Source organism: Bacillus sp. FAU20 (genome assembly GCF_056033865.1).
Window position 1 is genome coordinate 1 of record NZ_JBVYHY010000003.1, and the last position, 21,906, is coordinate 21,906.

25 protein-coding genes and 1 other annotated feature are annotated in these 21,906 nt (G+C 36.7%); of the genes, 11 read left to right on the forward strand and 14 right to left on the reverse strand.

The genetic code is table 11. The features are described from left to right. Nucleotides 1-999 carry a catabolite control protein A gene (gene ccpA / locus AC0OM3_RS00235; RefSeq protein ID WP_001103300.1) on the forward strand — a complete coding sequence of 333 codons (999 nt, stop codon included), beginning with the start codon at nucleotides 1-3 and terminating at the stop codon, nucleotides 997-999. Between the two features lie 34 nt (nucleotides 1,000-1,033). On the opposite strand, the gene AC0OM3_RS00240 is transcribed toward ccpA, so the two are convergent. Both AC0OM3_RS00240 and AC0OM3_RS00245 read right to left on the reverse strand, forming a co-directional pair. Then, a complete protein-coding gene (locus tag AC0OM3_RS00240; protein WP_003302999.1) occupies nucleotides 1,034-1,396 on the reverse strand; it encodes a DUF4288 domain-containing protein in 363 nt (120 codons plus the stop codon). Nucleotide 1,397: 1 nt separating this feature from the next. Next, on the reverse strand, nucleotides 1,398-1,634 hold the full coding sequence (locus AC0OM3_RS00245) for a DUF3949 domain-containing protein (protein WP_000637900.1): 237 nt from the start codon (nucleotides 1,632-1,634) through the stop codon (nucleotides 1,398-1,400). A 334-nt stretch (nucleotides 1,635-1,968) separates the two neighbouring features. Here AC0OM3_RS00245 and AC0OM3_RS00250 point away from each other — a divergent pair, with 334 nt between their 5' ends. After that, nucleotides 1,969-2,241 carry a DUF3917 domain-containing protein gene (locus AC0OM3_RS00250; protein ID WP_000636586.1) on the forward strand — a complete coding sequence of 91 codons (273 nt, stop codon included), beginning with the start codon at nucleotides 1,969-1,971 and terminating at the stop codon, nucleotides 2,239-2,241. Nucleotides 2,242-2,291: 50 nt separating this feature from the next. Here AC0OM3_RS00250 and mscL read toward each other — a convergent pair whose 3' ends face one another. From mscL to AC0OM3_RS00265, 3 genes are all read right to left on the reverse strand, one after another. Then, nucleotides 2,292-2,690, reverse strand: coding sequence for a large-conductance mechanosensitive channel protein MscL (gene mscL, locus AC0OM3_RS00255; protein WP_000266999.1), 399 nt, complete (start codon nucleotides 2,688-2,690; stop codon nucleotides 2,292-2,294). A gap of 128 nt (nucleotides 2,691-2,818) precedes the next feature. Then, nucleotides 2,819-3,745, reverse strand: coding sequence for a Gfo/Idh/MocA family protein (locus tag AC0OM3_RS00260; RefSeq protein WP_001039692.1), 927 nt, complete (start codon nucleotides 3,743-3,745; stop codon nucleotides 2,819-2,821). 79 nt (nucleotides 3,746-3,824) lie between these two features. Next, on the reverse strand, nucleotides 3,825-4,505 hold the full coding sequence (locus tag AC0OM3_RS00265; RefSeq protein WP_000475117.1) for an ankyrin repeat domain-containing protein: 681 nt from the start codon (nucleotides 4,503-4,505) through the stop codon (nucleotides 3,825-3,827). Nucleotides 4,506-4,654: 149 nt separating this feature from the next. On the opposite strand from AC0OM3_RS00265, the gene AC0OM3_RS00270 reads away from it, so the two are divergent. The 3 genes from AC0OM3_RS00270 to AC0OM3_RS00280 all read left to right on the forward strand — a co-directional run bounded on the left by AC0OM3_RS00270 (nucleotide 4,655) and on the right by AC0OM3_RS00280 (nucleotide 7,191). After that, nucleotides 4,655-6,109, forward strand: coding sequence for a sensor histidine kinase (locus AC0OM3_RS00270; RefSeq protein ID WP_474210978.1), 1,455 nt, complete (start codon nucleotides 4,655-4,657; stop codon nucleotides 6,107-6,109). Between the two features lies 1 nt (nucleotide 6,110). Beyond that, nucleotides 6,111-6,800 (forward strand): response regulator transcription factor, encoded by a 690-nt coding sequence (locus AC0OM3_RS00275; RefSeq protein WP_033673118.1) that lies wholly within the window; start codon nucleotides 6,111-6,113, stop codon nucleotides 6,798-6,800. Nucleotides 6,801-6,918: 118 nt separating this feature from the next. Next, nucleotides 6,919-7,191 carry a hypothetical protein gene (locus tag AC0OM3_RS00280; RefSeq protein ID WP_000502923.1) on the forward strand — a complete coding sequence of 91 codons (273 nt, stop codon included), beginning with the start codon at nucleotides 6,919-6,921 and terminating at the stop codon, nucleotides 7,189-7,191. A 219-nt stretch (nucleotides 7,192-7,410) separates the two neighbouring features. Here AC0OM3_RS00280 and AC0OM3_RS00285 read toward each other — a convergent pair whose 3' ends face one another. The 4 genes from AC0OM3_RS00285 to acuA all read right to left on the reverse strand — a co-directional run bounded on the left by AC0OM3_RS00285 (nucleotide 7,411) and on the right by acuA (nucleotide 10,964). Then, nucleotides 7,411-8,271: an alpha/beta fold hydrolase gene (locus AC0OM3_RS00285; protein ID WP_474210979.1), complete on the reverse strand. Its 861-nt coding sequence runs from the start codon at nucleotides 8,269-8,271 to the stop codon at nucleotides 7,411-7,413. 235 nt (nucleotides 8,272-8,506) lie between these two features. Beyond that, nucleotides 8,507-9,673, reverse strand: a complete 1,167-nt coding sequence (gene acuC, locus AC0OM3_RS00290; protein ID WP_474210980.1) for an acetoin utilization protein AcuC — start codon at nucleotides 9,671-9,673, stop codon at nucleotides 8,507-8,509. Beyond that, nucleotides 9,670-10,314, reverse strand: a complete 645-nt coding sequence (locus tag AC0OM3_RS00295) for an acetoin utilization AcuB family protein (protein WP_474210981.1) — start codon at nucleotides 10,312-10,314, stop codon at nucleotides 9,670-9,672. Before AC0OM3_RS00295 ends, acuC begins: the two co-directional genes overlap by 4 nt. A gap of 17 nt (nucleotides 10,315-10,331) precedes the next feature. Continuing rightward, nucleotides 10,332-10,964, reverse strand: coding sequence for an acetoin utilization protein acetyltransferase AcuA (gene acuA / locus AC0OM3_RS00300; protein ID WP_000581396.1), 633 nt, complete (start codon nucleotides 10,962-10,964; stop codon nucleotides 10,332-10,334). Nucleotides 10,965-11,140: 176 nt separating this feature from the next. Between acuA and acsA the strand changes: the two genes are divergently transcribed. The 3 genes from acsA (at nucleotide 11,141) to tyrS (ending at nucleotide 15,237) form a co-directional block, all read left to right on the forward strand. Beyond that, nucleotides 11,141-12,859 carry an acetate--CoA ligase gene (gene acsA / locus AC0OM3_RS00305; protein ID WP_474210982.1) on the forward strand — a complete coding sequence of 573 codons (1,719 nt, stop codon included), beginning with the start codon at nucleotides 11,141-11,143 and terminating at the stop codon, nucleotides 12,857-12,859. 84 nt (nucleotides 12,860-12,943) lie between these two features. Continuing rightward, the gene (locus AC0OM3_RS00310) at nucleotides 12,944-13,504 is read left to right on the forward strand and encodes a maltose acetyltransferase domain-containing protein (RefSeq protein WP_002026426.1); all 561 of its coding nucleotides are present in this window, start codon (nucleotides 12,944-12,946) and stop codon (nucleotides 13,502-13,504) included. 176 nt (nucleotides 13,505-13,680) lie between these two features. Then, nucleotides 13,681-13,910: a binding site (T-box leader), on the forward strand. Between the two features lie 70 nt (nucleotides 13,911-13,980). Continuing rightward, the gene (gene tyrS, locus AC0OM3_RS00315; RefSeq protein WP_000512092.1) at nucleotides 13,981-15,237 is read left to right on the forward strand and encodes a tyrosine--tRNA ligase; all 1,257 of its coding nucleotides are present in this window, start codon (nucleotides 13,981-13,983) and stop codon (nucleotides 15,235-15,237) included. Between the two features lie 78 nt (nucleotides 15,238-15,315). Here tyrS and AC0OM3_RS00320 read toward each other — a convergent pair whose 3' ends face one another. Next, the gene (locus tag AC0OM3_RS00320) at nucleotides 15,316-15,705 is read right to left on the reverse strand and encodes a YjdJ family protein (RefSeq protein WP_081114006.1); all 390 of its coding nucleotides are present in this window, start codon (nucleotides 15,703-15,705) and stop codon (nucleotides 15,316-15,318) included. Between the two features lie 63 nt (nucleotides 15,706-15,768). Between AC0OM3_RS00320 and AC0OM3_RS00325 the strand changes: the two genes are divergently transcribed. Further along, nucleotides 15,769-15,897 (forward strand): hypothetical protein, encoded by a 129-nt coding sequence (locus AC0OM3_RS00325; RefSeq protein ID WP_000050940.1) that lies wholly within the window; start codon nucleotides 15,769-15,771, stop codon nucleotides 15,895-15,897. Between the two features lie 87 nt (nucleotides 15,898-15,984). Here AC0OM3_RS00325 and AC0OM3_RS00330 read toward each other — a convergent pair whose 3' ends face one another. Both AC0OM3_RS00330 and rpsD read right to left on the reverse strand, forming a co-directional pair. Further along, nucleotides 15,985-17,133 carry a type I restriction endonuclease gene (locus AC0OM3_RS00330; RefSeq protein ID WP_474210983.1) on the reverse strand — a complete coding sequence of 383 codons (1,149 nt, stop codon included), beginning with the start codon at nucleotides 17,131-17,133 and terminating at the stop codon, nucleotides 15,985-15,987. Between the two features lie 212 nt (nucleotides 17,134-17,345). Next, entirely contained in the window at nucleotides 17,346-17,948 is a 603-nt protein-coding gene (gene rpsD / locus AC0OM3_RS00335) for a 30S ribosomal protein S4 (RefSeq protein WP_000135311.1), read from the reverse strand. Nucleotides 17,949-18,347: 399 nt separating this feature from the next. Here rpsD and megL point away from each other — a divergent pair, with 399 nt between their 5' ends. After that, the gene (gene megL, locus AC0OM3_RS00340) at nucleotides 18,348-19,523 is read left to right on the forward strand and encodes a methionine gamma-lyase (protein ID WP_474210984.1); all 1,176 of its coding nucleotides are present in this window, start codon (nucleotides 18,348-18,350) and stop codon (nucleotides 19,521-19,523) included. Between the two features lie 61 nt (nucleotides 19,524-19,584). Here megL and AC0OM3_RS00345 read toward each other — a convergent pair whose 3' ends face one another. After that, nucleotides 19,585-20,064: a GAF domain-containing protein gene (locus AC0OM3_RS00345; protein ID WP_000494343.1), complete on the reverse strand. Its 480-nt coding sequence runs from the start codon at nucleotides 20,062-20,064 to the stop codon at nucleotides 19,585-19,587. A gap of 147 nt (nucleotides 20,065-20,211) precedes the next feature. Between AC0OM3_RS00345 and refZ the strand changes: the two genes are divergently transcribed. Beyond that, nucleotides 20,212-20,850 (forward strand): forespore capture DNA-binding protein RefZ, encoded by a 639-nt coding sequence (refZ, locus tag AC0OM3_RS00350; protein ID WP_000814921.1) that lies wholly within the window; start codon nucleotides 20,212-20,214, stop codon nucleotides 20,848-20,850. Nucleotides 20,851-20,861: 11 nt separating this feature from the next. Here refZ and AC0OM3_RS00355 read toward each other — a convergent pair whose 3' ends face one another. Next, the gene (locus tag AC0OM3_RS00355; protein WP_002181039.1) at nucleotides 20,862-21,806 is read right to left on the reverse strand and encodes a DMT family transporter; all 945 of its coding nucleotides are present in this window, start codon (nucleotides 21,804-21,806) and stop codon (nucleotides 20,862-20,864) included. Between the last annotated feature and the right edge of the window lie 100 nt (nucleotides 21,807-21,906).

Here is a 21,906-nt window from a genome sequence, read left to right on the forward strand (position 1 = left end):
ATGAACGTAACAATATATGATGTAGCGCGCGAAGCAAACGTTTCAATGGCTACCGTATCACGCGTTGTGAACGGTAACCCAAATGTAAAGCCTACAACAAGAAAGAAAGTATTAGAAGCAATTGATCGTTTAGGATACCGCCCAAATGCGGTAGCACGTGGACTAGCAAGTAAGAAGACAACTACAGTAGGTGTTATTATTCCTGATATCTCAAATACGTTTTATGCAGAACTTGCACGTGGAATTGAAGATATCGCAACAATGTACAAATATAACATCATTTTAAGTAACTCTGATCAAAACAAAGAGAAAGAGTTCCATTTATTAAATACGATGCTTGGAAAACAAGTGGACGGAATTGTTTTCATGGGTGAAGATATTACAGACATTCACATTGAAGAATTTAAAAAATCTCCAGTACCAATTGTATTAGCAGCGTCATTTGATGAGCAAAATGAAACGCCATCAGTAAATATTGATTATACACAAGCAGCTTATGATGCAATGAAGCACTTTATTGAGCAAGGACATAAGCGTATCGGTTTCGTCTCTGGTCCTTTCATTGATAAAGCAGGAAGTGCGAAGAAGTTACAAGGTTATAAAAAAGCTCTAGAAGAAGCAAGTATTTCATATGATGAAAATCTTGTAATCGATGGAGATTACACATATGATTCAGGTATTGAAGCATTCGAAAAGCTTTGGAGCAATGATGAAAAGCCAACAGCAATCTTCGTGTCTTCTGATGAAATGGCACTAGGTGTAATCCATGCAGCACAAGACGCTGGATTAAACGTACCAACTGACGTAGAAGTACTTGGTTTCGATAATACACGTCTTGCATTAATGGTTCGTCCGCAGCTTTCAACAGTTGTTCAACCGATGTATGATATCGGTGCAGTAGCAATGCGTTTATTAACAAAGTATATGAACAAAGAAAAAGTGGAAGATCACACTGTTATCTTACCTCACCGTATCCAATTTAGAGATTCAACCAAGTAAGTATAAAAAAGCTCACAGCATTTGCTGTGAGCTTTTATTCGGATTCAGGATAGTATTTTTGTACGACTGTATCCACCGCTTTATTTTTCTTAACGTGTAAAAATCTTGCGTACAATTCTTTTCCAGTTTTAAAGGGGGTATCGTCTAATTCAAACACATGCAACACTTTTCGAAACGTCCACGTTACTTGCTCATCGTACATATTATCGTACGTATCTTCAGATTGCATAGCAATTTTTTTACCAAGTTCGTGAGCATCCTCTAAACTGTTTGCTTTAACAAGAATAATGCTTTCTTCAAAAAGTGTATTGTGATTCTCTTCATAATGCCCATCAATTTTCGTAGAATTAGGCTCACTAGAATGAACAGACTCAAACAATAATTTTACAGCGTACATATTATGCTGCATGTTTCACTTTATAAACAATACTTGCGACAAGCGAAGCAGGTATTGTAAATACGTTACTTTGATAATGGTAATGTACTTGGGATTCTTCATAAGACATATTGTCATATAGTTCGTTTTGTGAGACATTCATTTTTTTCTGTTTTTCTTTGAGCATTTTAATGTAGTTGTACTGTATTGGGACGAGAATGATGAAATAAGCTAATACGATTAGTGAAATCCAAATCATTATGAACACTCCCTTACAAAGGATATTTGTATATGGTAATTATATCAATTCACATGAGGGATATCCATATTTTTCTAGTGGTCAATTTCTTTTCCAAAATGCAAAAAGTTCTTCAGGACTTCGTAAATTATGTTCAAGGCATGTTTGTGAAGTGCGTTTAAAATATCCTACAATATCATCTTCCAATTGAAATCCTCCCTAGTATATAGCTTACCTGGAAGAGTTCTCTATAGATTGTATGATTCCTTGTTATATGTCACATAAGTGTAAAAATAACTATTATAGGGCAATGTCATGTATAATAGAAAGAAAAGGCTTGTGAGGGGGAAAAGAGATGATCGTTCTTTGGATAATTACGCTTTGTATGACTGCTATTTTTGCATATATGACGTTAAAACAAAATGGTTTAAAGCGATTTGTTCCAGGAAGTATTCTTGCAGGAATTGCCCTTATCACGTATGTAATTTCTATTTTTATTGAAAGTGTATCAGTAGATATGAGCAAAAGTTTAATGTTTATTGGTATTACACTATTTGCAGGTAGCATTATGGTACTTATGGTTGCTGGTATTATTTTATTTATTCATATGAATTCGGAAACGTTATAGCATATAGAAAAGGCATGTCCCCTTGGGGACATGCCTTTTTATCCGTTCAATTATGCTCTATCTTTAGAAGAATTTTGTTGCTTTAATAAGTCACGAATTTCGCCAAGAAGTTCTTCTTCTTTTGTTGGTTCCGGAAGTGCCTCTTCTTTTTCTTCTTCTCTCTTAGATGTTAGTTTGTTGAATACTTTAACGAACATAAAGATAGCCGCTGCAATAATTAAGAAATCAAAAATAGTTTGGATGAAGTTACCGTACATAATAGATGATTTACCGAATGTAATTTTTAAATCTGTAAAGTCAACGCCACCTAATACCATACCAAGTAATGGTGTGATGATATCTTTTACTAAAGAACTAACGATTTTACCGAATGCAGCACCGATTACAACCCCGACAGCTAAATCGATTACATTCCCTTTGAAGGCGAATTTTTTAAACTCGTTCCACATGTGTTAATCCCATCCTTTCCACGATTCATTATGAAATTTATAATTCCTATCAACATATTCTATAGAAATTTGTGACAGAAATAAAGGGGGAATGGGAATGAAAGTAAATTCTGAAAAATGTATCCGTTTTAATTTTTGCTTACATTATCTAGTAGAGATTGCAATAGTTGCTGCGTTTTTAATCCTTCTAATCCATCTACAACAGGCTTTGTATCTCCGTGTACACATTCAATAAAATGACGAACAGCATCTTCAAAACCACGTTGTTTTAACGTCGTATCCCATGATGGGGAACCACTTTGTGAAACTGAGTTTTCCTGTTCAATTTCAAATGTATTCATATTTTTTACGCGAATGATTTTCCCTGGCGTTACAAGTTCAATTTGTTCTAAATTAGTACCGGCATGGCGATGCATTGCAGTAGAAAGTAATAGTCCACTTGGAGTTGTATATGTATGATGTCCGTAAAGAAGTTCATTCTTTTCATTGATTTGTATCATATTGTGAACGGCGTTAAGGTCATCATTAGCTAACCAGCGAGCAGTATCTACAATGTGTAAATAATCATCTAACATAGTGAAGTCGTACGTATATGGCCCGACTTTATTTGTACGATGCTTTTCAATTCGAATCCATGAAATATCATTAGCCTGTTCTTTGGCAGCGACATACATAGGAACGAATCTGCGATTAAATCCGACCATTAATTTTCGGTTATACTTCTCGCTTAACTCGACTAGTTGCTCAGCTTGTTCCACTGTAGCTGCTAGTGGCTTATCAACATAAACGTCGATTCCCTTTTTCAGAAGTTCAGAAACGATTTCATAATGTGAAGCAGTTGAACTATGAACGAAGATTGCATCGCATTCCGAAGCTAACATTTCAATAGAATGAAAGTCTTGAATACGGTATTGCTGGCAAACTTGTTTTCTTTTCTCAGCGTTAGGTGTAAACGCCCCTACAAAATTCCAATCTGTTTCTTTTGTAAGTGTTGGAAGGTAGGCTTTTTGCGCAATACTTCCAAGTCCAATCATCCCAATTTTAGGTTTGTTCATGTGTATTCCCACCCTATTAATAGTAATGTAACGGGTTAAATGTAGCATAGGGTGGGGGAGGAAGGCAAAAAATAGCTTTTTACTTATTCCCTTCTAACAAAATCTTCTCTATCTCTTCAAAGTTATGAGCACGAGCATGCTCTAGCGGGGTAACACCATCGTTGTCTGGAATAGTTACATCTGCGCCGTGCTCAATAAGAAGGCGAATGACTTGTTGCTGTGTTTCGTTTCCGTTACTTAGTACGATGGCTTCCATTAAAGCTGTCCATCCCAGGTTATTTACATGATTTACATCAATATTTGTTCGAGTGAGGAGTTCTTTTATAACGTCAATATAGCCATGTTCTGAGGCTGGGATAAGAGCTGTTCCGCCGTAAAGATTTGTAATCGTAGGATCTGCACCAGCATCAATTGTTAGTTTTAAAATGTCTAAGTAACCTTCCGCACCGGCGTATAGAAAGGGATTGTTTTTCATGTCATCTTGGATATTTACGTCAGCACCAGCTTCGATAAGTGCTTTTGCGGTTTTTACATCATTTTTGTATGTAGCAATCATAAGAGGGGTACGTCCTTGATTATCCGTCGCATTTATATTTGCACCTTGTTTTAGTAAAGATATAACAGTATTCGTTTCATTTTTTTCAGTAGCTGCTAGTAGTGCAGTCTCCATGTTTGTCATCTCCTTTTTGACTTCTTGTTCTTGCGAGCATCCTTGTAAAAAAATTACGCAACATATCATACTGAATGTTTTTTTGAACATGGAATTTCAACCTCCTAATTTCAACTGTAAAATAGGAACATTAAATTTTTATAAACTGACGCTAAAATTACTATAAAATTGCTTGAGTAATTGAACATATATTTTTATGCTTATAAATAATAAGGTTTGATAAAGTGAGGATTTAAGATATGTCTATTAAAACAAGGTTTTTATTTTCTTATATTGCTGTTATCCTCGTTTCCATTACGCTTATATTAGTCGCGGGATTTTTAATCGTTTTTTCGATAACAGGTGACTTGGAAGCAGTAAAAAATTTCTATAAAAGTTCTTATATTCAAAAGCCACTTACACTAGAAGAAGAGAATGCCTATCTTGAGTTGAAGTCAGCAGCTAAACAGCATCAATCTCAATTGTTAGATGAGTCGTTTGTCTCAGCAATAGAAAAAGAGGGTGTGAAAATAGTAGTAAGAAAAGGAGAAACACTTTCATATGCTTCAAACGTATTTGAAAGTGTATCTTTAAAAGAAGCCCTTCCGAAATTTGAAGCGGCAAATATTAATAGTCGTGGTACAACGGAACTAGGCGATACATTTTATCGATATGTAAAGTTTGATTTTTATTTTCCTCAGGAAGAAGAGGGAAGTATATTTGTACTAAAAAAGCAAAGTTCATTTGTAGATCTTACACAAAAATTATTTCCAATCTTATTCGTATCTCTCTTACTACTAGCCATTTTACTCATTGGATTATTAAGTTACCTCGTTTCAAGAAGTGTAATAAAACCAATTTTTGTATTGAAAGGCGCAACGGAGAAAATTAAAGAAGGAAATTTAGATTTTCAAATACCAGTTACATCACACGATGAAATAGGGCAATTAAATCAAGGATTTGAGGAAATGAGGAAGAGATTAAAAGAATCGATAGAGATGCAAACACAGTATGAAGAAAATAGAAAAGAGCTTATTTCAAACATCTCTCATGACTTAAAAACACCGATTACATCAATTATCGGATATGTAGAAGGAATAAAGGACGGGGTAGCAAATACGCCAGAAAAAATGGATAAGTATTTAACAACTATCCATACGAAGGCAAAACATATGGACACACTAATTGATGAACTCTTTTTGTTTTCGAAGCTCGATTTGAATCGAGTTCCCTTTCAGTTTGAAACGGTTGAATTAAATATGTTTATGCAAGAGTTAATCGAAGAGATGCAAATGGATTTAAGTAAAGAAGGTATAGAAGTTAACTTACAATTACATGCATCACCACTATATGTAACGGCTGATTGCGAAAAGATCAATAGAGTTATATCAAATTTAATTCATAATAGTGTGAAATACATGGATAAAGAAGAGAAGAAAATTACTGTAACAGTATCGAGTGATAATAATAAAGTTATTGTGAAAGTGATGGACAATGGATCAGGTATAGAATCTGATACATTGCCGTATATCTTTGAACGTTTTTATCGTGCAGAACAATCGCGGAATTCTAGCACAGGTGGAAGTGGACTTGGTTTAGCAATAGCGAAGCAAATTGTTGAAGAACATGGCGGGGAAATTTGGGCGGAAAGCGAGCTTGGTAAAGGGACAAGCATTTTCTTCTCATTGGAAAAAGTAGAGGAATGTGGTGAGTAAATTGAAAAGAATTTTACTAATAGAAGATGAAGTAAGTATTGCAGAATTACAGCGAGATTATTTAGAAATTAATGATTTCCAAGTTGATGTAGAGCATTCAGGAGAAATAGGTTTACAAACAGCCTTGCAAGAAGACTATGATTTAATTATTTTAGATATTATGCTTCCGAAAATGAACGGATTCGAAATTTGTAAACAAATACGTGCTGTAAAAGATATCCCGATTTTACTTGTTTCAGCAAAAAAAGAAGATATAGATAAAATTCGCGGACTCGGATTAGGAGCGGATGATTATATAACGAAACCGTTTAGCCCGAGTGAATTAGTCGCAAGAGTAAAAGCACATATTGCCCGTTATGAAAGATTATTAGGAAATGTGAGTAAGCAACGTGATACGCTATATATTCACGGAATTTCTATCGATCAACGAGCGAGGAAAGTTTTTATAAACAATGAAGAAATCGCGTTTACAACGAAGGAATTTGATTTATTGACATTCTTTGTAACGCATCCAAACCAAGTATTAAATAAAGAACAGTTATTTGAACGCATTTGGGGATTAGATTCCGCTGGTGATTTAGCCACTGTTGTCGTCCACATTAGAAAACTACGTGAAAAAATTGAAAGAGATCCTGCTCACCCGCAATACATTGAAACGGTATGGGGAGCTGGTTATCGTTTTAATGTGTAGGGAACCTGTCAAAGTTTTGGCAGGTTTTTTTATGTGATCAAAAGGGGAAAATAGGTAATTTATGTTAAAATATAAAGAGAGATAAAACATAGGAGAGTGTGAGAGGGCGTGCTACATTTTGGGAGATACATTAAAAGATAATAAATCAAACAAGGCTTTAAAGATTGGAACCAATATCATACTTATCTTATTAATTATCGGTGCAATACAAATGTTTTATGATGAAGATTATACAAATGATCATTTTGGTTGGTTATTTATGATGGTCTTTTTTGCAATTAAAATAGTTTCTAGTTTTCTAATAAGTTTAAAAGAAGGAGATAAAAAGGCAGTATTTATTGATTTAGGTTTAGTGGTTTTGTGTGTTCTTCTTTTAATTGTTACTAGTTGAAATACTTCTTTTGAAAAAAGCTCATAGTCTCATAGAGGCTGTGAGCTTTCCTTAATAATAACGGTACTGGCGTAATGATTTATCCCGCATTTAACGGGCAGTAAGACCCCCACCTCAAAATTCAGCGAAAGCAAAGAAGTAAGGTGGGGGATCAACTGCCCGTAAAAGCCCGATTGGTTCAACTAATAATCAGTGGGGGATGAACAAAACCCTCACTGATTAAAGTTTCACTTTATAAAATGTTTGAGTAGTAGAAGTAAACTGAGCAGCTTCTTCTAAAAAAGGATAATGGTTACTCTCCTCAAATGGAATAAAGATAGAATTACGTATACTCTTATGCATCTCGATAGAATATTGAATCGGGCACTGTACATCATGTCTTCCGCATATAATAAGTGTATTTGTTTGGATGGAAGGTAAATTTTCTCTTAAATCAAATGAGGGATACTCTTTATTAAAAACGTTCATCCGGCTAGCGGACATAGTTTTTTGGATTGGTTTACAAAAATAAGAGTTGTAGTTTTCTGGTTTATACAATGATAATTTTGTTCTCTCAGTAGATAGTTCTTTTCGTTCTTCATTTGTAAGGTGAGAGCTTTTTAAGTTTTCGATGAGTTTTTGCATATAATGAAACTGTGGATGTGCTGGGTGATAAATGCAAAATGGTGTTTCGGTATAGTTACTTGCTGCAGCGCCTGCTACGACTAATGATTGTAAGGAATTTGGATATGTAATCGCATATAAAAGTCCAAGCATACCACCTGTTGAATGACCGGCGAAATGCCATGTTGGAAGTTGTAATGCTTCTCGTATGGCTTCTAAGTCGTGGATTGTTTCAATCATGCTTAATTCGTTTTCTGACTGGGCGGTTACAGAGCGACCAGTATCTCGTAAGTTAATGAGGAATACACGATGCGTAGCAGTGAAAACATCCGCAAAGTAATCACCAGTTTCATTAAATTGTGAATAGTGATGTGTAATACAAAGAGGTTCACCATTTCCCTTTGTAAAAAGTTCAAATGTGCCACGTTTCGTGTTGATTATTTGTTGTGTCCACATAATATCACGACCTTTTCTCATAAAAGTTGGGCCAGACTGTTATGAAATAAAAATATATCAGCGATTATTAGAATATATCAGCGATTATCAAAATATATCGGCGCAATTCGGAATATATCAGCGATTATCAAAATATATCGGCGCAACTCGGAATATATCAGCGATTATTAAAATATATCGACTTACCGACAGAAAACGACAATAATAGCAAGCTTTAAATAAAAGGAGGCTATTCAAAAACGAGCCTCCTTTTCGTTTAGTATAAAGATTTTGTCATATTATTCCGAATAATTTCAAGGGATTTCGCTACAGTTAATGCGTTTTTTTCTTCAATTTCTGGTTTACGGGGGATAGGTTTATACATGTTGTCTGGATCTTCCCATGTGAGGGGAAGTTCTGTTTCTGCTTGTTCTTTCCAAGCTTCAATCCATTCTGGAGGGAGATAACCTGAGATGTTTTGGATGTTGTTCATTTCGAGCCAAATGAGTGCCCAAGCTCTTGGAACGACGCGCCAGTGATCATAGCCACCGCCGCCGACAGCAATCCAGCGACCGTCGCAATATTCGTTAGCGATTTCGCGAGCGAGCTTCGGTATTTCGCGGTAAATATTCATTGTCGCACAAAGATGTGTAAGTGGGTCGTAGTAATGTGCGTCAGCACCATTTTGCGTTAAAATAATATCCGGTTTAAAGTACGCTGCAACTTCTTTTACAACAGTTCGATATGATTCTAAAAACGATTCATCTTCTGTAAAAGCATCGAGTGGAACGTTAAAAGAATAACTATAACCATTACCTTGTCCACGTTCGTTTACAGCGCCAGTTCCAGGGAATAAATAGCGACCAGTTTCATGCAGTGAAACGGTGCATACGTTAGGGTCATCATAAAACGACCACTGTACGCCATCACCGTGATGAGCATCTGTATCAATATATAAGACGCGTAAACCGTATTTCTTTTGAATATATTTCATTGCGATGGAGCTATCGTTATAAATACAAAAGCCAGATGCCTTGCCGCGAAAGCCGTGATGTAAGCCGCCGCCCAAATTAAGTGCATGTTTTACTTTCCCGGAAAGAACAGCATCGACAGCTGTTAACGTACCACCAACGAGCAATGCGCTTGCTTCGTGCATATTTGGGAACATCGGTGTATCTTCTGTTCCGAGTCCATATGTCATCGCAATTGATTTTTCTAACTTTCCTTCTCCAGCACGTTTTACCGCATTTATGTACTCCTCTGTATGAACGTAGGCAATCTCTTCATCTGTAGCCATCCGTGGTGAGATGATTTGAGAGGGAGAGATGAAACCGCCCTTTTGTAATAAATCATACGTAAGTGTGACGCGCAGTTGGTTAAAAGGATGATCAGGGCTAAATGAATAGCCCAGAAAATCATCCGAATAAATAAACGCGCTACTCATGCTTGCATCCCCATGATGTTTGGCCATAATACGCGGTAGCCTTCTGCTTCAAGTGCATCAATCACTTTTAGAGGATTCATCGTTTGAATGCGGAAAACGAGTACTTTATCATTCTCATCTTTTGCTGGGTAGACGAGAACGCTCACGATATTTATTTGTAACTCACTAAAAATAGCAACGACTTTTCCAAGAATACCAGGTTCATTTTTTACTTGAATTTCAATTTGCGAACTTGGTTGATGTGCTCCTGTTAATTTTACTAACGTGTGCAGTACTGTAGATTCAGAAATAATTCCAACTAACTTCCCAGCCTTTGTAACAGGAAGACAGCCAATTTTATTTTCAAAAAATAAAGTAGCAATTTCCTCAACGAAATCGAGAGGGTGGCAAGTCATTACAGGATGTTTCATAATAAGTTCGAGCGGTTGCTGTAGCATATCGAGTGAAACTTGTTCATCTAGAATAGACGGACTTGCATCTCTTACATCCCGATCAGAAATAATGCCTACGACGTGATTATTTTGATCGACAATTGGAATGTGCCGAATGCCTTTCGTGCGAATCGTTCGGATTGCTGTTTCGATTGTATCGTTTGGATGTAGTGTCACTACATTTTGATTCATAATTTCTTCTACAATCATTCCAGTTGCCCCCTTTATTAATACATAAAACGATTGTGAAAACGTAGACGATCAAAAGCTTGAATAGAATCCGTATCAACGCGTTTACCGATGCGGACCATTAAACAGTTGGCGGGATGTGAACAAATTTCAGGATCATCTGTAGCCATCCATTGTAACCCGCCGGCATTCATCATCTTTTCCATTACTTTTCGGTACTCCCAAACATTTAAGCCTGTTTGTTTTAAATCCCAGTGCCAATAATATTCAGTCGTCAATATAATGTAATCTTCCATATAATCGTCCATCATTGAAACTTCTAGTAAGTTCTTTCCGACAGCGCAACCGCGGAAGGCAGGGACAACTTCAATCGCCCCGAGTTCAATTAAGTTTTCCATTTTTCCTTCTGACCATCGTTCAAGTGGATCAGGATACAAGTATGTAACATATCCAACAATCGTTTGGTCATGTCTAGCAATAATGAGACGAGCTTCTGGTAATTTAGAAATTTCGACAATTGCTTTATATTGCTGCTCGGCAGGACGAAACGCAACTAAATCTGGATGAAATTCATACATTTCTAAGTTATGTGTAGAGACAGGACCTTCAATAATTAAAGTGCCTTTCGCTGTTTTCAAGTTTCTGGCATTATATATTTTTTTATGAATCAATGTATTGCTCACCACCTTGAGGGTTTGTGAATCTATTAATATCGTACTTTATAATATATGCGATGTGAATCGAAATTTGTCATTAAAAATTTGTCTAAAAATCAACAAATATACTGAAAATTTTAAATAATGTTATTATAATAGATAATAGAATACATAGGAGGGGGATGTAAAGTATGAAAGTAGAAACGCTTCCTGTCATTAAAGGAGAAAATAATTTGCCGAATTATGATGAGGCATACGCGAATTTTAACTGGGAAGAGGTTAATAAAAACTTTACTTGGAATGAGACAGGCCGAGTGAATATGGCGTATGAGGCAATTGATAAGCATGCGAAATCCGATCGAAAGAATAAAGTAGCTCTTTATTATCAAGATGGATCTCGAAAAGAGAAGTATACATTTAAGGAAATGAAGGATTTTTCTAATAAAGCAGGAAACGTCCTGAAAAATTATGGCGATGTAGAAAAAGGCGATCGCGTTTTTATTTTTATGCCGCGTTCCCCAGAGTTATATTTCGCACTTCTTGGTGCAGTGAAATTAGGGGCAATCGTTGGTCCGCTATTTGAAGCATTTATGGAAGGCGCAGTTCGTGATCGTTTAGAAGATAGCGAAGCGAAGGTGTTAATTACAACGCCTGAATTGTTAGAGCGTGTACCATTAAATGATTTACCAGCTTTAAAGACAGTCTTCCTTGTTGGAGATAATGTAGAAGAAGGCGGTAAAACGGTAGCGTTCAATCCTTTATTCGAACAAGCTTCAAAAGAATTACATATTGAATGGTTAGGCCGTGAAGACGGTTTGATTCTACATTATACGTCTGGTTCTACCGGTAAACCAAAAGGTGTTCTACATGCGCAGAACGCAATGGTTCAGCACCATCAAACGGCGAAATGGGTATTAGATTTAAAAGAAGACGATGTATATTGGTGCACAGCTGATCCAGGCTGGGTAACTGGAACGGCTTACGGTATTTTCGCACCGTGGTTAGTTGGGGCATCAAATGTTGTTTTAGGTGGACGCTTTAGTCCAGAAGTGTGGTATGAAGCGCTGCAAGATTACGGTGTAACAGTTTGGTATAGTGCGCCGACAGCGTTCCGTATGTTAATGGGTGCTGGACAAGACGCAATTAAAAAATATGATTTATCACAAGTTCGTCACGTATTAAGCGTGGGTGAACCGTTAAATCCAGAAGTAATTCGCTGGGGTATGAACGCATTTGGACTTCGTATTCATGATACGTGGTGGATGACAGAAACAGGTGGACAAGTTATTTGTAACTACCCTTGTATGGAAATCCGTCCAGGTTCAATGGGGAAACCAATTCCAGGTGTGAAAGCAGCGATTGTTGATAATGAAGGAAATGAAGTGCCTCCATACACAATGGGTAACTTAGCAATTGGTAAAGGTTGGCCAGCGATGATGCGTGGAATCTGGAATAACCAGCAAAAGTATGAATCTTACTTTATGCCGGGAGATTGGTACGTATCAGGTGACTCTGCTTATATGGATGAAGATGGATACTTCTGGTTCCAAGGACGCATTGATGATGTAATTATGACGTCAGGTGAGCGCGTTGGTCCATTTGAAGTAGAAAGCAAATTAATCGAGCATGCTGCTGTTGCAGAAGCTGGTGTAATTGGTATTCCTGATCCGGTGCGCGGCGAAATTATTAAAGCATTTATCGCACTTCGAGCAGGATACGAACCATCTGATGAATTAAAAGAAGAAATTCGTCAATTTGTAAAGAAAGGCCTAGCAGCTCATGCAGCGCCACGACAAATTGAATTTAGAGATAAATTACCGAAAACGAGAAGTGGTAAAATTATGCGCCGTGTATTAAAAGCGTGGGAGTTAAACTTACCAACAGGTGACTTATCAACGATGGAAGATTAAGAGAGAAAGGTCTGAACGAAAAATGTTCAGGCCTTTCTTTTTTATGATATCATGAACTTATATATATAAGTTAAAGGGGGTAGTATGATGAAAACAGAAAAGGAAAAGATGATACTAGGAGAAATGTACATACCGGCTGATCCAGTTTTAGTACAAGAAAGAGAGCAAGCACGTATATTAACGAGAAAATTAAATGATACGCCAGAAGAGCAATTGAAAGAGCGTAGCGAAATCGTAAAAGAATTATTCGGAACGACAGGAGATAATATTCATCTTGAATCTTCTTTTAGATGTGATTACGGCTATAACATTCATGTCGGTGAAAATTTTTACGCGAACTTTGACTGTACGATTTTAGACGTATGCCCGGTAACAATCGGAGTGAACTGTATGTTAGCTCCAGGTGTTCACATTTATACAGCAACGCACCCACTTGATCCGGTAGAGCGTATAAGCGGATCAGAATACGGAAAACCAGTTACAATTGGCGATAACGTATGGATTGGCGGAAGAGCAATTATTAATCCAGGTGTAACAATTGGAGACAATGCGGTGATCGCATCTGGTGCTGTCGTAACGAAAGATGTGCCTAATAATGTAGTAGTTGGCGGGAATCCTGCAAAGATTATAAAAAAACTAAAATAATATTTGAACGAAGTGCCTTCCTCACCTGTATACATTTATGAAAGAATAGATGAGGGAGGCTTTTTTATATCTAATAAATTACTCTTTGCGACGTTGTAAAGGATTGGAGAGAAGTGAAATTCCACCTCTATTTGACACGCCTATATAAATGATGGTATAAAGAAAAGTATATGAATAATTGAGCGTGGAAAGGGAGAAGTAGTGATCATTTCCCTGTTTTAGAGAGCTGATGGCCGGTGAAAATCAGCACATAGATGATCGCGAATTACGCCCCTAGAGCATCTTTTTTCGATTGAATTGTATTCAAAAGGGAAAAGACGGTGCTAAGCCGTTATGTAAATAAGGTGGTAGGCTTTTTTTTGCCTGCAACTAGGGTGGTAACGCGATAATCAAAATCGTCCCTTATTTGAAGGGGCGATTTTTTTATGTTTTCAACTTTCACGCCAGTAATGAACTTAAAGGAGAGTATGTAGGATATGGGTATTTTACAAGATCTTGAATTTCGCGGTCTAATTAATCAGCAAACAGATGCTGAGGGCCTTGAGCAATTATTAGAAAAAGAAAGCGTTAAATTATACTGTGGTTTCGACCCGACAGCGGATAGCTTACACATCGGTCATATGTTACCAGTATTAATGTTACGTCGTTTCCAATTAGCTGGTCATCAACCAATCGCACTTGTTGGCGGTGGTACTGGTATGATCGGTGACCCAAGTGGTAAAAAAGCAGAGCGTACATTAAATACGAAAGATACAGTTGCTTACTATACAGAAAGCATCAAAAACCAACTTTCAAACTTCTTAGAGTTTGAAAACGTGGACAATCCAGCAACGATGGCTAACAACTACGACTGGCTTGGTAGCTTAGATGTCATTTCATTCTTACGCGATATCGGTAAAAACTTCGGTTTAAACTATATGTTAGCAAAAGATACAGTAGCATCTCGTTTAGAAACTGGTATTTCATTCACTGAGTTCAGTTACATGATTTTACAATCATACGACTTCTTAAACTTATACCAACAACATAATTGCCGTCTGCAAATCGGTGGTAGTGACCAATGGGGGAACATTACAGCTGGTCTTGAATTAATCCGTAAATCAGAAGAAGATGCGAAAGCATTCGGTTTAACAATTCCACTTGTTACAAAATCTGACGGTACGAAGTTTGGTAAAACAGAAGGCGGCGCAATTTGGTTAGACCCAGAGAAAACAACTCCTTACGAGTTCTACCAATTCTGGATTAACACAGATGACCGCGATGTTGTTAAATACTTAAAATACTTCACATTCTTATCTCATGAAGAAATTCTTGAGCTTGAAAAGCAAGTAGCTGAAGCGCCAGAAAAACGTGCAGCACAAAAAGCGTTAGGTTCTGAAATGACAAAACTTGTTCACGGCGAAGAAGCATTAGAGCAAGCGATTAAAATTTCAGCTGCATTATTCAGCGGTTCTGTAGCAGAACTGACTGCAAGCGAAATCGAGCAAGGATTCAAAGACGTACCATCTGTAGAACGTACTGCAGAAGATACAGTATTAATCGACTTACTTGTAGAAAGCAAAATCTCTCCATCAAAACGTCAAGCACGTGAAGATGTAACGAACGGCGCAATCTACGTAAACGGTGAGCGTACACAAGCATTAGACTACGTTGTAACAGAAAACGACCGCATCGAAGGTAAATTCACAATCATTCGCCGCGGTAAGAAGAAATATTTCTTAATTCGTTACTAATCAGAAACGAATATAAAACAAATAGTACCCCGAATTGTAGGCTGAAAAGTCTATGATTCGGGGTTTTTATGTATGAATTTAGATTGCCTGATCTTTTCTTGTAAATAGAATATGAAGAATTAATATGAGCATATAAAGTAAGCTAATGAGCATAACAACAAATGCTGTTGGATAAAATTTTGCCGCATATATAAAGAAATCGATTTGATAAATATCTTGGTAATTTGAAACGGTACCTTTAAAGTAATTCGTAAACTTAGCGCTATATTTCCATTCATCAGGATAATCTATTAGATTACTCCCCTGATACCAACTTATAAGTGCTGAAGTAATAAACAACATAAATGAACTTCCGAGTTGAACCATTTGGTTTATTGTCAAAAAGAATCCACCTCCTATTTTATGGTTATTATAGCGTGCATTCGTATGCCTGTAACCTTTTTGTTGTAATCTCCTTTTCGAGTTCATACGGAAATCACATGTAAGCGGTATGATAAACGTATAACAATTAGAAAGGAGTGGTAAAACGAAATGTCACTAGAAGCATTGATTATTTTTTCTTTGCTAAACGCGGGTCAACTTGCAGAGAATTCGAAGGTTGATATACATAAAGAGCAGAAAGATGCTTATGTATATGTTCAAAAAGAGGAAAATAAATAACTTTATTTTATATATAAACTTCAAAAGCCAATCCATTGGATTGGCTTTTTGTCAGGTTGTTGGAAAAAGAGCGTACATTTTTCTCTTTTAAACATTAGCTAAAATTTGATCATAGCACGAAGTAATAAGTGCTTCCAGATCTTTTAAGTCATTAACGTTATCAATAAAAATTCTACTCACTCCCTGTGATTTTGGGGCTTGTTCAACCACAAAATTAGGGCATAGCTGTTTAGTAGCTTCTAAATCGAGTCTTACAACTAAGGATTTTGCATCGCCATCAAGGAAGAGACGTATAAACCATTTTGTGATTACACGATTCATGATACAAAAATAACTAATGGTATCTTTATATTTGAGGTTATTGATATCTCTTTGATGCTCAGTTAAAATCCCTTTAACAATGTTAAATGCGGTTAGTTCATTTTCTGTAGTGAAAACTCTATCTGTTTTGTCTTCTTTGTTAATGTCTTCAATTATTTCGGTAGAAGCAGCTGCAACTAGGCTTGTTTCTATTTTCTCCGATGTTTTTGTTTCTTTTGGTGTTAAACCATCACTGATTATTTCTAATAGTGTTCGATTAATTGCTTTTTTAACGATTGGTCGGAATCGCTCTAAAACGTTATTTGTAATTCTAGTTGAGCTAAAGTCTCTAATTAGAAAACGAAGGAAGTCATCTGAAGGATTTTTAAATAGTTCTTTAATTGTAGAGTTTAAATTGGTCATATAAATAAGCTCTTCAGCATATTTTACGATTTCTTCAGCTTCAAAATTTTCTTTTGTAAAAGTTTCAATCGTTTCAATATCTAAATTAGTTAAATTATCCATGCTGAATGTGAAGAAAGGTTTTTCATCCATCACATTGTCATTTGTTAAATCAGTATAAAACTTGTATTCTACACCATTAGTTAGTACCCCTACTTTGACATCAGGTAAGGCATTGAAATATCTAGATAGTTGTGCATCGTGTTTAAGGAGATTTTCTGTTACAGATTTTGCCTCGATTAAAATAATTGGAACCCCATTTTTAAAAACCGCATAATCGACTTTTTCTCCCTTCTTAGTTCCGAAGTCTGCAACATACTCAGGTCTAACTTCTAAAGGATTAAAAACGTCATAACCTAGTTTTTGAAGAAAAGGAATAATTAATGATTGCTTGGTCATTTCTTCATTAGTTATGTACTCTGTTCGTTCTAAAATTTGGTTAGCTATTTTGTTTTTGTCATTTCTGAATTCCATATCAATGTCTCCTCGTTATAAAGTTTAAAAACCTTTAATATTATTGTTATTCCGTGAAAATTCATAATATAACAGAGTTCTTTATGGAAACAGGGAGGTTATTCTTTTTGTTTTAGATGGGAGTATAGGGTATTGGGATTTTTATGTTATGTAGGATATAAAAATAATGAGGGAATTGAAAAAAGCCAATCCACAGGATTGGCTTTTTGTCATTAACGAGAGTAGAACTCTACGATTAATGCTTCGTTGATTTCAGCTGGTAACTCAGCACGCTCAGCGTGACGAGTGTAAGTAGCTTCTAATTTGTCAGCATCGAAAGTTAAGTATTCTGGTACGAAGTTGTTAACTTCGATCGCTTCTTTAACAACAACAAGGTTGTTAGATTTTTCGCGAACGCTGATAGTTTGACCAGGTTTTACACGGTAAGATGGGATATCTACGCGAGCGCCATCAACCATGATGTGACCGTGGTTTACTAATTGGCGAGCTGCACGACGAGTGCGAGCTAAGCCCATACGGTAAACTAAGTTGTCAAGACGAGCTTCAAGAAGGATCATGAAGTTTTCGCCGTGCTTACCAGGCATTTTACCTGCTTGGTCAAATGTGCGACGGAATTGACGCTCAGTCATGCCGTACATGTGACGAAGTTTTTGTTTCTCTTGTAATTGTAAACCGTATTCTGAAAGTTTCTTACGTTGGTTAGGACCGTGAGGACCTGGTGCGTAAGGGCGTTTTTCTAATTCTTTTCCTGTGCCGCTTAGAGAGATTCCAAGACGACGAGACAGTTTCCAAGCTGGACCTGTATAACGAGCCATAGTTGACTCCTCCTTTAAAAATGTTTTTATTTACGTAAAATAAAAACAGACGTAATCGATATTTACGGGCATTTTGTTTTCATGTACCTTCGCTCCAGCAGCAGGGAGTTACGAGATACACCTCCGTAGAGGAACAAAATACAAACGATAAACTCACATTACAAGGCTGCCTTTTTATTTTACACAAACGCTATTATATCTTTTACCCAGAGTTTCGTCAAGCGAGTACGTTTTTGTTTTATGCATAAAAATTTTGGGAATTAATATAAGAAGGAATTTAAAACAATATAGAAGAAGAGATAGAAACACAAATAAAACGCTTACATAAAATGAAGGAAAACGTTCATCAAATTTTTATGGATGAATATGCGGCAATAAAAACATAAGGGGGATGTTTTTATGAAAAAGAAGCATATGGAGACAGCGTTAATTCACCACGGTTATTTACCTGAGGAACATAAAGGAAGTTTAACACCACCTTTATTTCAAACTTCTACATTTACATTTGAAACTGCGCAGCAAGGAGAGGCGAGTTTTGCGGGAGTGGATCCATCTTATATTTACTCACGGCTTGGAAATCCAACTGTGAAATTATTTGAAGAACGTATGGCGGTGTTAGAAGGAGGAGAAGAGGCGCTTGCCTTCGGATCTGGTATGGCAGCTATTTCAGCAACTTTAATTGGTTTTTTAAAGGCTGGAGATCATATTATTTGTTCAAATGGATTATATGGGTGTACGTACGGTTTTTTAGAAGTGTTAGAAGAAAAATTTATGATTACGCATTCGTTTTGTGATATGGAGACAGAGGTTGATATTGAAAATAAAATTCGCCCAAATACAAAGCTTATTTTCGTTGAAACACCAATTAATCCGACAATGAAATTAATTGATTTAAAACAAGTGATTCGGGTTGCGAAGCGAAAAGGCTTACTTGTTATTGTTGATAATACATTTTGTTCACCTTATTTACAAAGACCGCTTGAGCTTGGCTGTGACGCTGTTGTGCATAGTGCGACAAAATATATTGGAGGCCATGGTGACGTTGTAGCGGGCGTAACAATTTGTAAAACGAAAGCATTAGCTGAAAAGATTCGCCCGATGCGAAAGGATATCGGCGGTATTATGGCGCCGTTTGATGCGTGGTTATTATTACGCGGGTTAAAGACGTTAGCAGTAAGAATGGATCGTCATTGTGATAATGCAGAAAAAATTGTATCGTTCTTAAGAAAACATGATGCGGTAGAAGGTGTTTGGTATCCAGAAGGGGAGTTAGCATCTCGTCAAATGAAACACGGGGGCGGTGTTATTTCTTTTTCAGTAAAAGGCGGAAAAGAAGAGACGCAAGCGTTTATTAATGATCTTCACTTTATTACAATTGCGGTGAGTTTAGGAGATACAGAAACGTTAATTCAGCATCCAGCAACGATGACGCATGCTGCGATTCCAGCTGAACTAAGAAAAGAAATGGGCATTTTCGATAATTTAATACGCTTATCAGTCGGTTTAGAATCGTGGGAGGATATCGCTTCTGATTTAGAGCAGGCATTAAAGAAAATATCTACTGTTAATCAATAAAAAAGAGTGAGCTATCGGTTTTGTACAGGACGTACTAAATCGATAACTCGCTCTTTTCTTTTTACATATGTTTTAGGAGTGTTTCCACAAACTTTTCTAAATAGCGCTGATCTACTTCATCAAAACGATTCTTTTCAGGACTATCAATGTCAAGTACACCAATGACAACTCCTTCTTTCACAATCGGTACAACGATTTCTGAATTAGAAGCACTATCGCAAGCGATGTGACCTGGGAATTGGTGAACGTCTGCTACAAGCTGTGTTGTTTTCGTTTCAGCTGCTACGCCGCAAACGCCTCGTCCAAATGGAATGCGCACGCAAGCAGGCATTCCTTGGAACGGTCCAAGAACAAGCTGAGTTCCTTCTGTTACGTAAAAGCCAACCCAATTAACGCGATCTAAAAATTGGTTTAATAATGCGGACGCATTTGATAAGTTTGCGACTACGTTTGATTCGCCAGTTAATAACGCATCCAGTTGTTTAATTACTGTCTCATATTGCTGCACGCGAGATCCTGCATAACTTTCTTTAGTAAACATGGAAACAGCTCCTTTTTTATCGAGATGTGTAAAATATTGGCAAAATACGATGTATTTCACATGACTTTGTCGATAGAAAATTAAAGGAATTTGTCTTAAAAGTCAAGAAATTTAAACTATAGCTGTTCATTGAAGGGAAGTGAGCGCATGAAGCAGACGAAACAAAAAGTAATTGATGCGGCAATATCGTTGTTTAATACGAAAGGTTATGATGGAACGTCGGTGCGAGACATTGCAAAGCGAGCGGATGTGAATGTAGCGAATATTTCATATTATTTTGCTGGGAAGCAAGGTTTATTAGAACAGCTTATTACTGATTTTTTAGAAGGATATATTCATGTGATTGAAATGTCGTTTGAACAGAGAGAGTATTTGTCGGCTAAAGATGTGATGGTGCAAATGGTGCGCGGGATTTTACGATATCAATTTGAAAATAGAGAACTAACACGTTTCTTCTACCGAGAGCTTTCGCTTGATACGACATTAATTCGTGAAGTGATGACCGTTTATTTTTCTAAAGAAAGATATTATATAGAACAAATGATTAGACAAGGACAAATGAAACAAGAATTTCAGAAAGTATCATTTACAATGTTTATGACGCAATTAAAAGGTATGATAAATATGCCGTTTTTATATCCACAATATATATCAGAAGTACTGCATTCTTTCCCATCTGAGACATTTTTCATAGAAATGTATACGAAAGAGATTGAGCAATGGATGGAACAAGCATTATGTAAAGCGAATATGTACCATGAATGGCCAAGAGCTGTTCATATGTGAAGAATCCCCACCTAACGAACTGAGGTGGGGATTTTTATGTTTACTTTTCTTTGCCATAAATTGTTACATAATAGCGCGATAATTGTTAATGCTGCTCCAGCGATTTCAATTTTATCGACTGTATAACCTCGAAAGATAGAACCGATCAGTGCAAGGATAGGAACTAAATTCATAAATAATATGCCGTTAATAGATGAAATATAGCGATTTCCCATATTCCAGCAAAATACAGCGATAACGCCTGCGATAATCGACATATAAAAGAGCTCAAAACGAACGCTCACAACTGTATGCAGTGACGGCATAGTAACTATATTTGTGTACGTTAAGAAAGTAACAATAACGATGAGTGAAATGGAGCCAAATAAACAAGTTAATGTCGTGTACCTAAGTGGTGACCAAGATTGAAAACGAGCACCCCCGTTTGTATAAATGACCCAGCAAGTAACGCCGCATAGCATCAATATGTTTGTTGATAAGTGGCTTGCAGCTCCAAATAATAAGTGAATATTTCCTTTTGAAATGACAAGCATAACACCAAGTAATGCAACGAACATACAAAGGAATGTATAGTTTTGTGGGCGGCAATTTTTCGTTATCCATTGCAGTGATAAGGCAATCAGTGGCATAAGGGATTGAATCATAGCTGCATGGATTGCTCCGGAAGGTCCAGCAAGTTGTTGTCCGTAGAAAACGAGAAAACCATACCCCGCGAAACCGACTGTCCCGTAAAAGAATAGAGAAAGTGTTCTTTTTTCTAAACTGAGCGAAGTCTTTCCTTCAGTAATTAATAGCAAAATAAGAAAAATAATAGCTGCTGATCCATAGCGAATCGTTGTGAAGAAGAACGGATCGATAAATTGCAGAGCATTTGCCATTACAGGAAACATAAATCCCCAGGCAGTGACGGCGAGTAAGCATAGAAAGGATCCGAGTAGCATTTGTTTTTTGTTCAAGAGTATCTTTCCCCTTTACATTTCGTTATAGTAAGTTGATGAAATAAGTATAAAGAGTAATTGTTTATAGGAGGAAATAGAGATTTCTTATAACGGTTAT

Excerpts from the sequence above, each read along its gene's own strand:
- acsA (WP_474210982.1), top strand. The coding sequence starts at position 11,141 with ATGAAAGTAGAAACGCTTCCTGTCATTAAAGGAGAAAATAATTTGCCG.
- AC0OM3_RS00345 (WP_000494343.1), bottom strand. The coding sequence starts at position 20,064 with ATGTTTACTAAAGAAAGTTATGCAGGATCTCGCGTGCAGCAATATGAG.
- ccpA (WP_001103300.1), top strand. The coding sequence starts at position 1 with ATGAACGTAACAATATATGATGTAGCGCGCGAAGCAAACGTTTCAATG.
- AC0OM3_RS00330 (WP_474210983.1), bottom strand. The coding sequence starts at position 17,133 with ATGGAATTCAGAAATGACAAAAACAAAATAGCTAACCAAATTTTAGAA.
- rpsD (WP_000135311.1), bottom strand. The coding sequence starts at position 17,948 with ATGGCTCGTTATACAGGTCCAGCTTGGAAACTGTCTCGTCGTCTTGGA.
- acuC (WP_474210980.1), bottom strand. The coding sequence starts at position 9,673 with ATGAGTAGCGCGTTTATTTATTCGGATGATTTTCTGGGCTATTCATTT.
- megL (WP_474210984.1), top strand. The coding sequence starts at position 18,348 with ATGAAAAAGAAGCATATGGAGACAGCGTTAATTCACCACGGTTATTTA.
- AC0OM3_RS00320 (WP_081114006.1), bottom strand. The coding sequence starts at position 15,705 with ATGAACTCGAAAAGGAGATTACAACAAAAAGGTTACAGGCATACGAAT.
- tyrS (WP_000512092.1), top strand. The coding sequence starts at position 13,981 with ATGGGTATTTTACAAGATCTTGAATTTCGCGGTCTAATTAATCAGCAA.
- AC0OM3_RS00250 (WP_000636586.1), top strand. The coding sequence starts at position 1,969 with ATGATCGTTCTTTGGATAATTACGCTTTGTATGACTGCTATTTTTGCA.
- AC0OM3_RS00325 (WP_000050940.1), top strand. The coding sequence starts at position 15,769 with ATGTCACTAGAAGCATTGATTATTTTTTCTTTGCTAAACGCGGGTCAA.
- AC0OM3_RS00285 (WP_474210979.1), bottom strand. The coding sequence starts at position 8,271 with ATGAGAAAAGGTCGTGATATTATGTGGACACAACAAATAATCAACACG.
- AC0OM3_RS00240 (WP_003302999.1), bottom strand. The coding sequence starts at position 1,396 with ATGTACGCTGTAAAATTATTGTTTGAGTCTGTTCATTCTAGTGAGCCT.
- AC0OM3_RS00310 (WP_002026426.1), top strand. The coding sequence starts at position 12,944 with ATGATGAAAACAGAAAAGGAAAAGATGATACTAGGAGAAATGTACATA.
- AC0OM3_RS00295 (WP_474210981.1), bottom strand. The coding sequence starts at position 10,314 with ATGATTGTAGAAGAAATTATGAATCAAAATGTAGTGACACTACATCCA.
- refZ (WP_000814921.1), top strand. The coding sequence starts at position 20,212 with ATGAAGCAGACGAAACAAAAAGTAATTGATGCGGCAATATCGTTGTTT.
- AC0OM3_RS00270 (WP_474210978.1), top strand. The coding sequence starts at position 4,655 with ATGTCTATTAAAACAAGGTTTTTATTTTCTTATATTGCTGTTATCCTC.
- AC0OM3_RS00265 (WP_000475117.1), bottom strand. The coding sequence starts at position 4,505 with ATGTTCAAAAAAACATTCAGTATGATATGTTGCGTAATTTTTTTACAA.
- AC0OM3_RS00245 (WP_000637900.1), bottom strand. The coding sequence starts at position 1,634 with ATGATTTGGATTTCACTAATCGTATTAGCTTATTTCATCATTCTCGTC.
- AC0OM3_RS00260 (WP_001039692.1), bottom strand. The coding sequence starts at position 3,745 with ATGAACAAACCTAAAATTGGGATGATTGGACTTGGAAGTATTGCGCAA.
- mscL (WP_000266999.1), bottom strand. The coding sequence starts at position 2,690 with ATGTGGAACGAGTTTAAAAAATTCGCCTTCAAAGGGAATGTAATCGAT.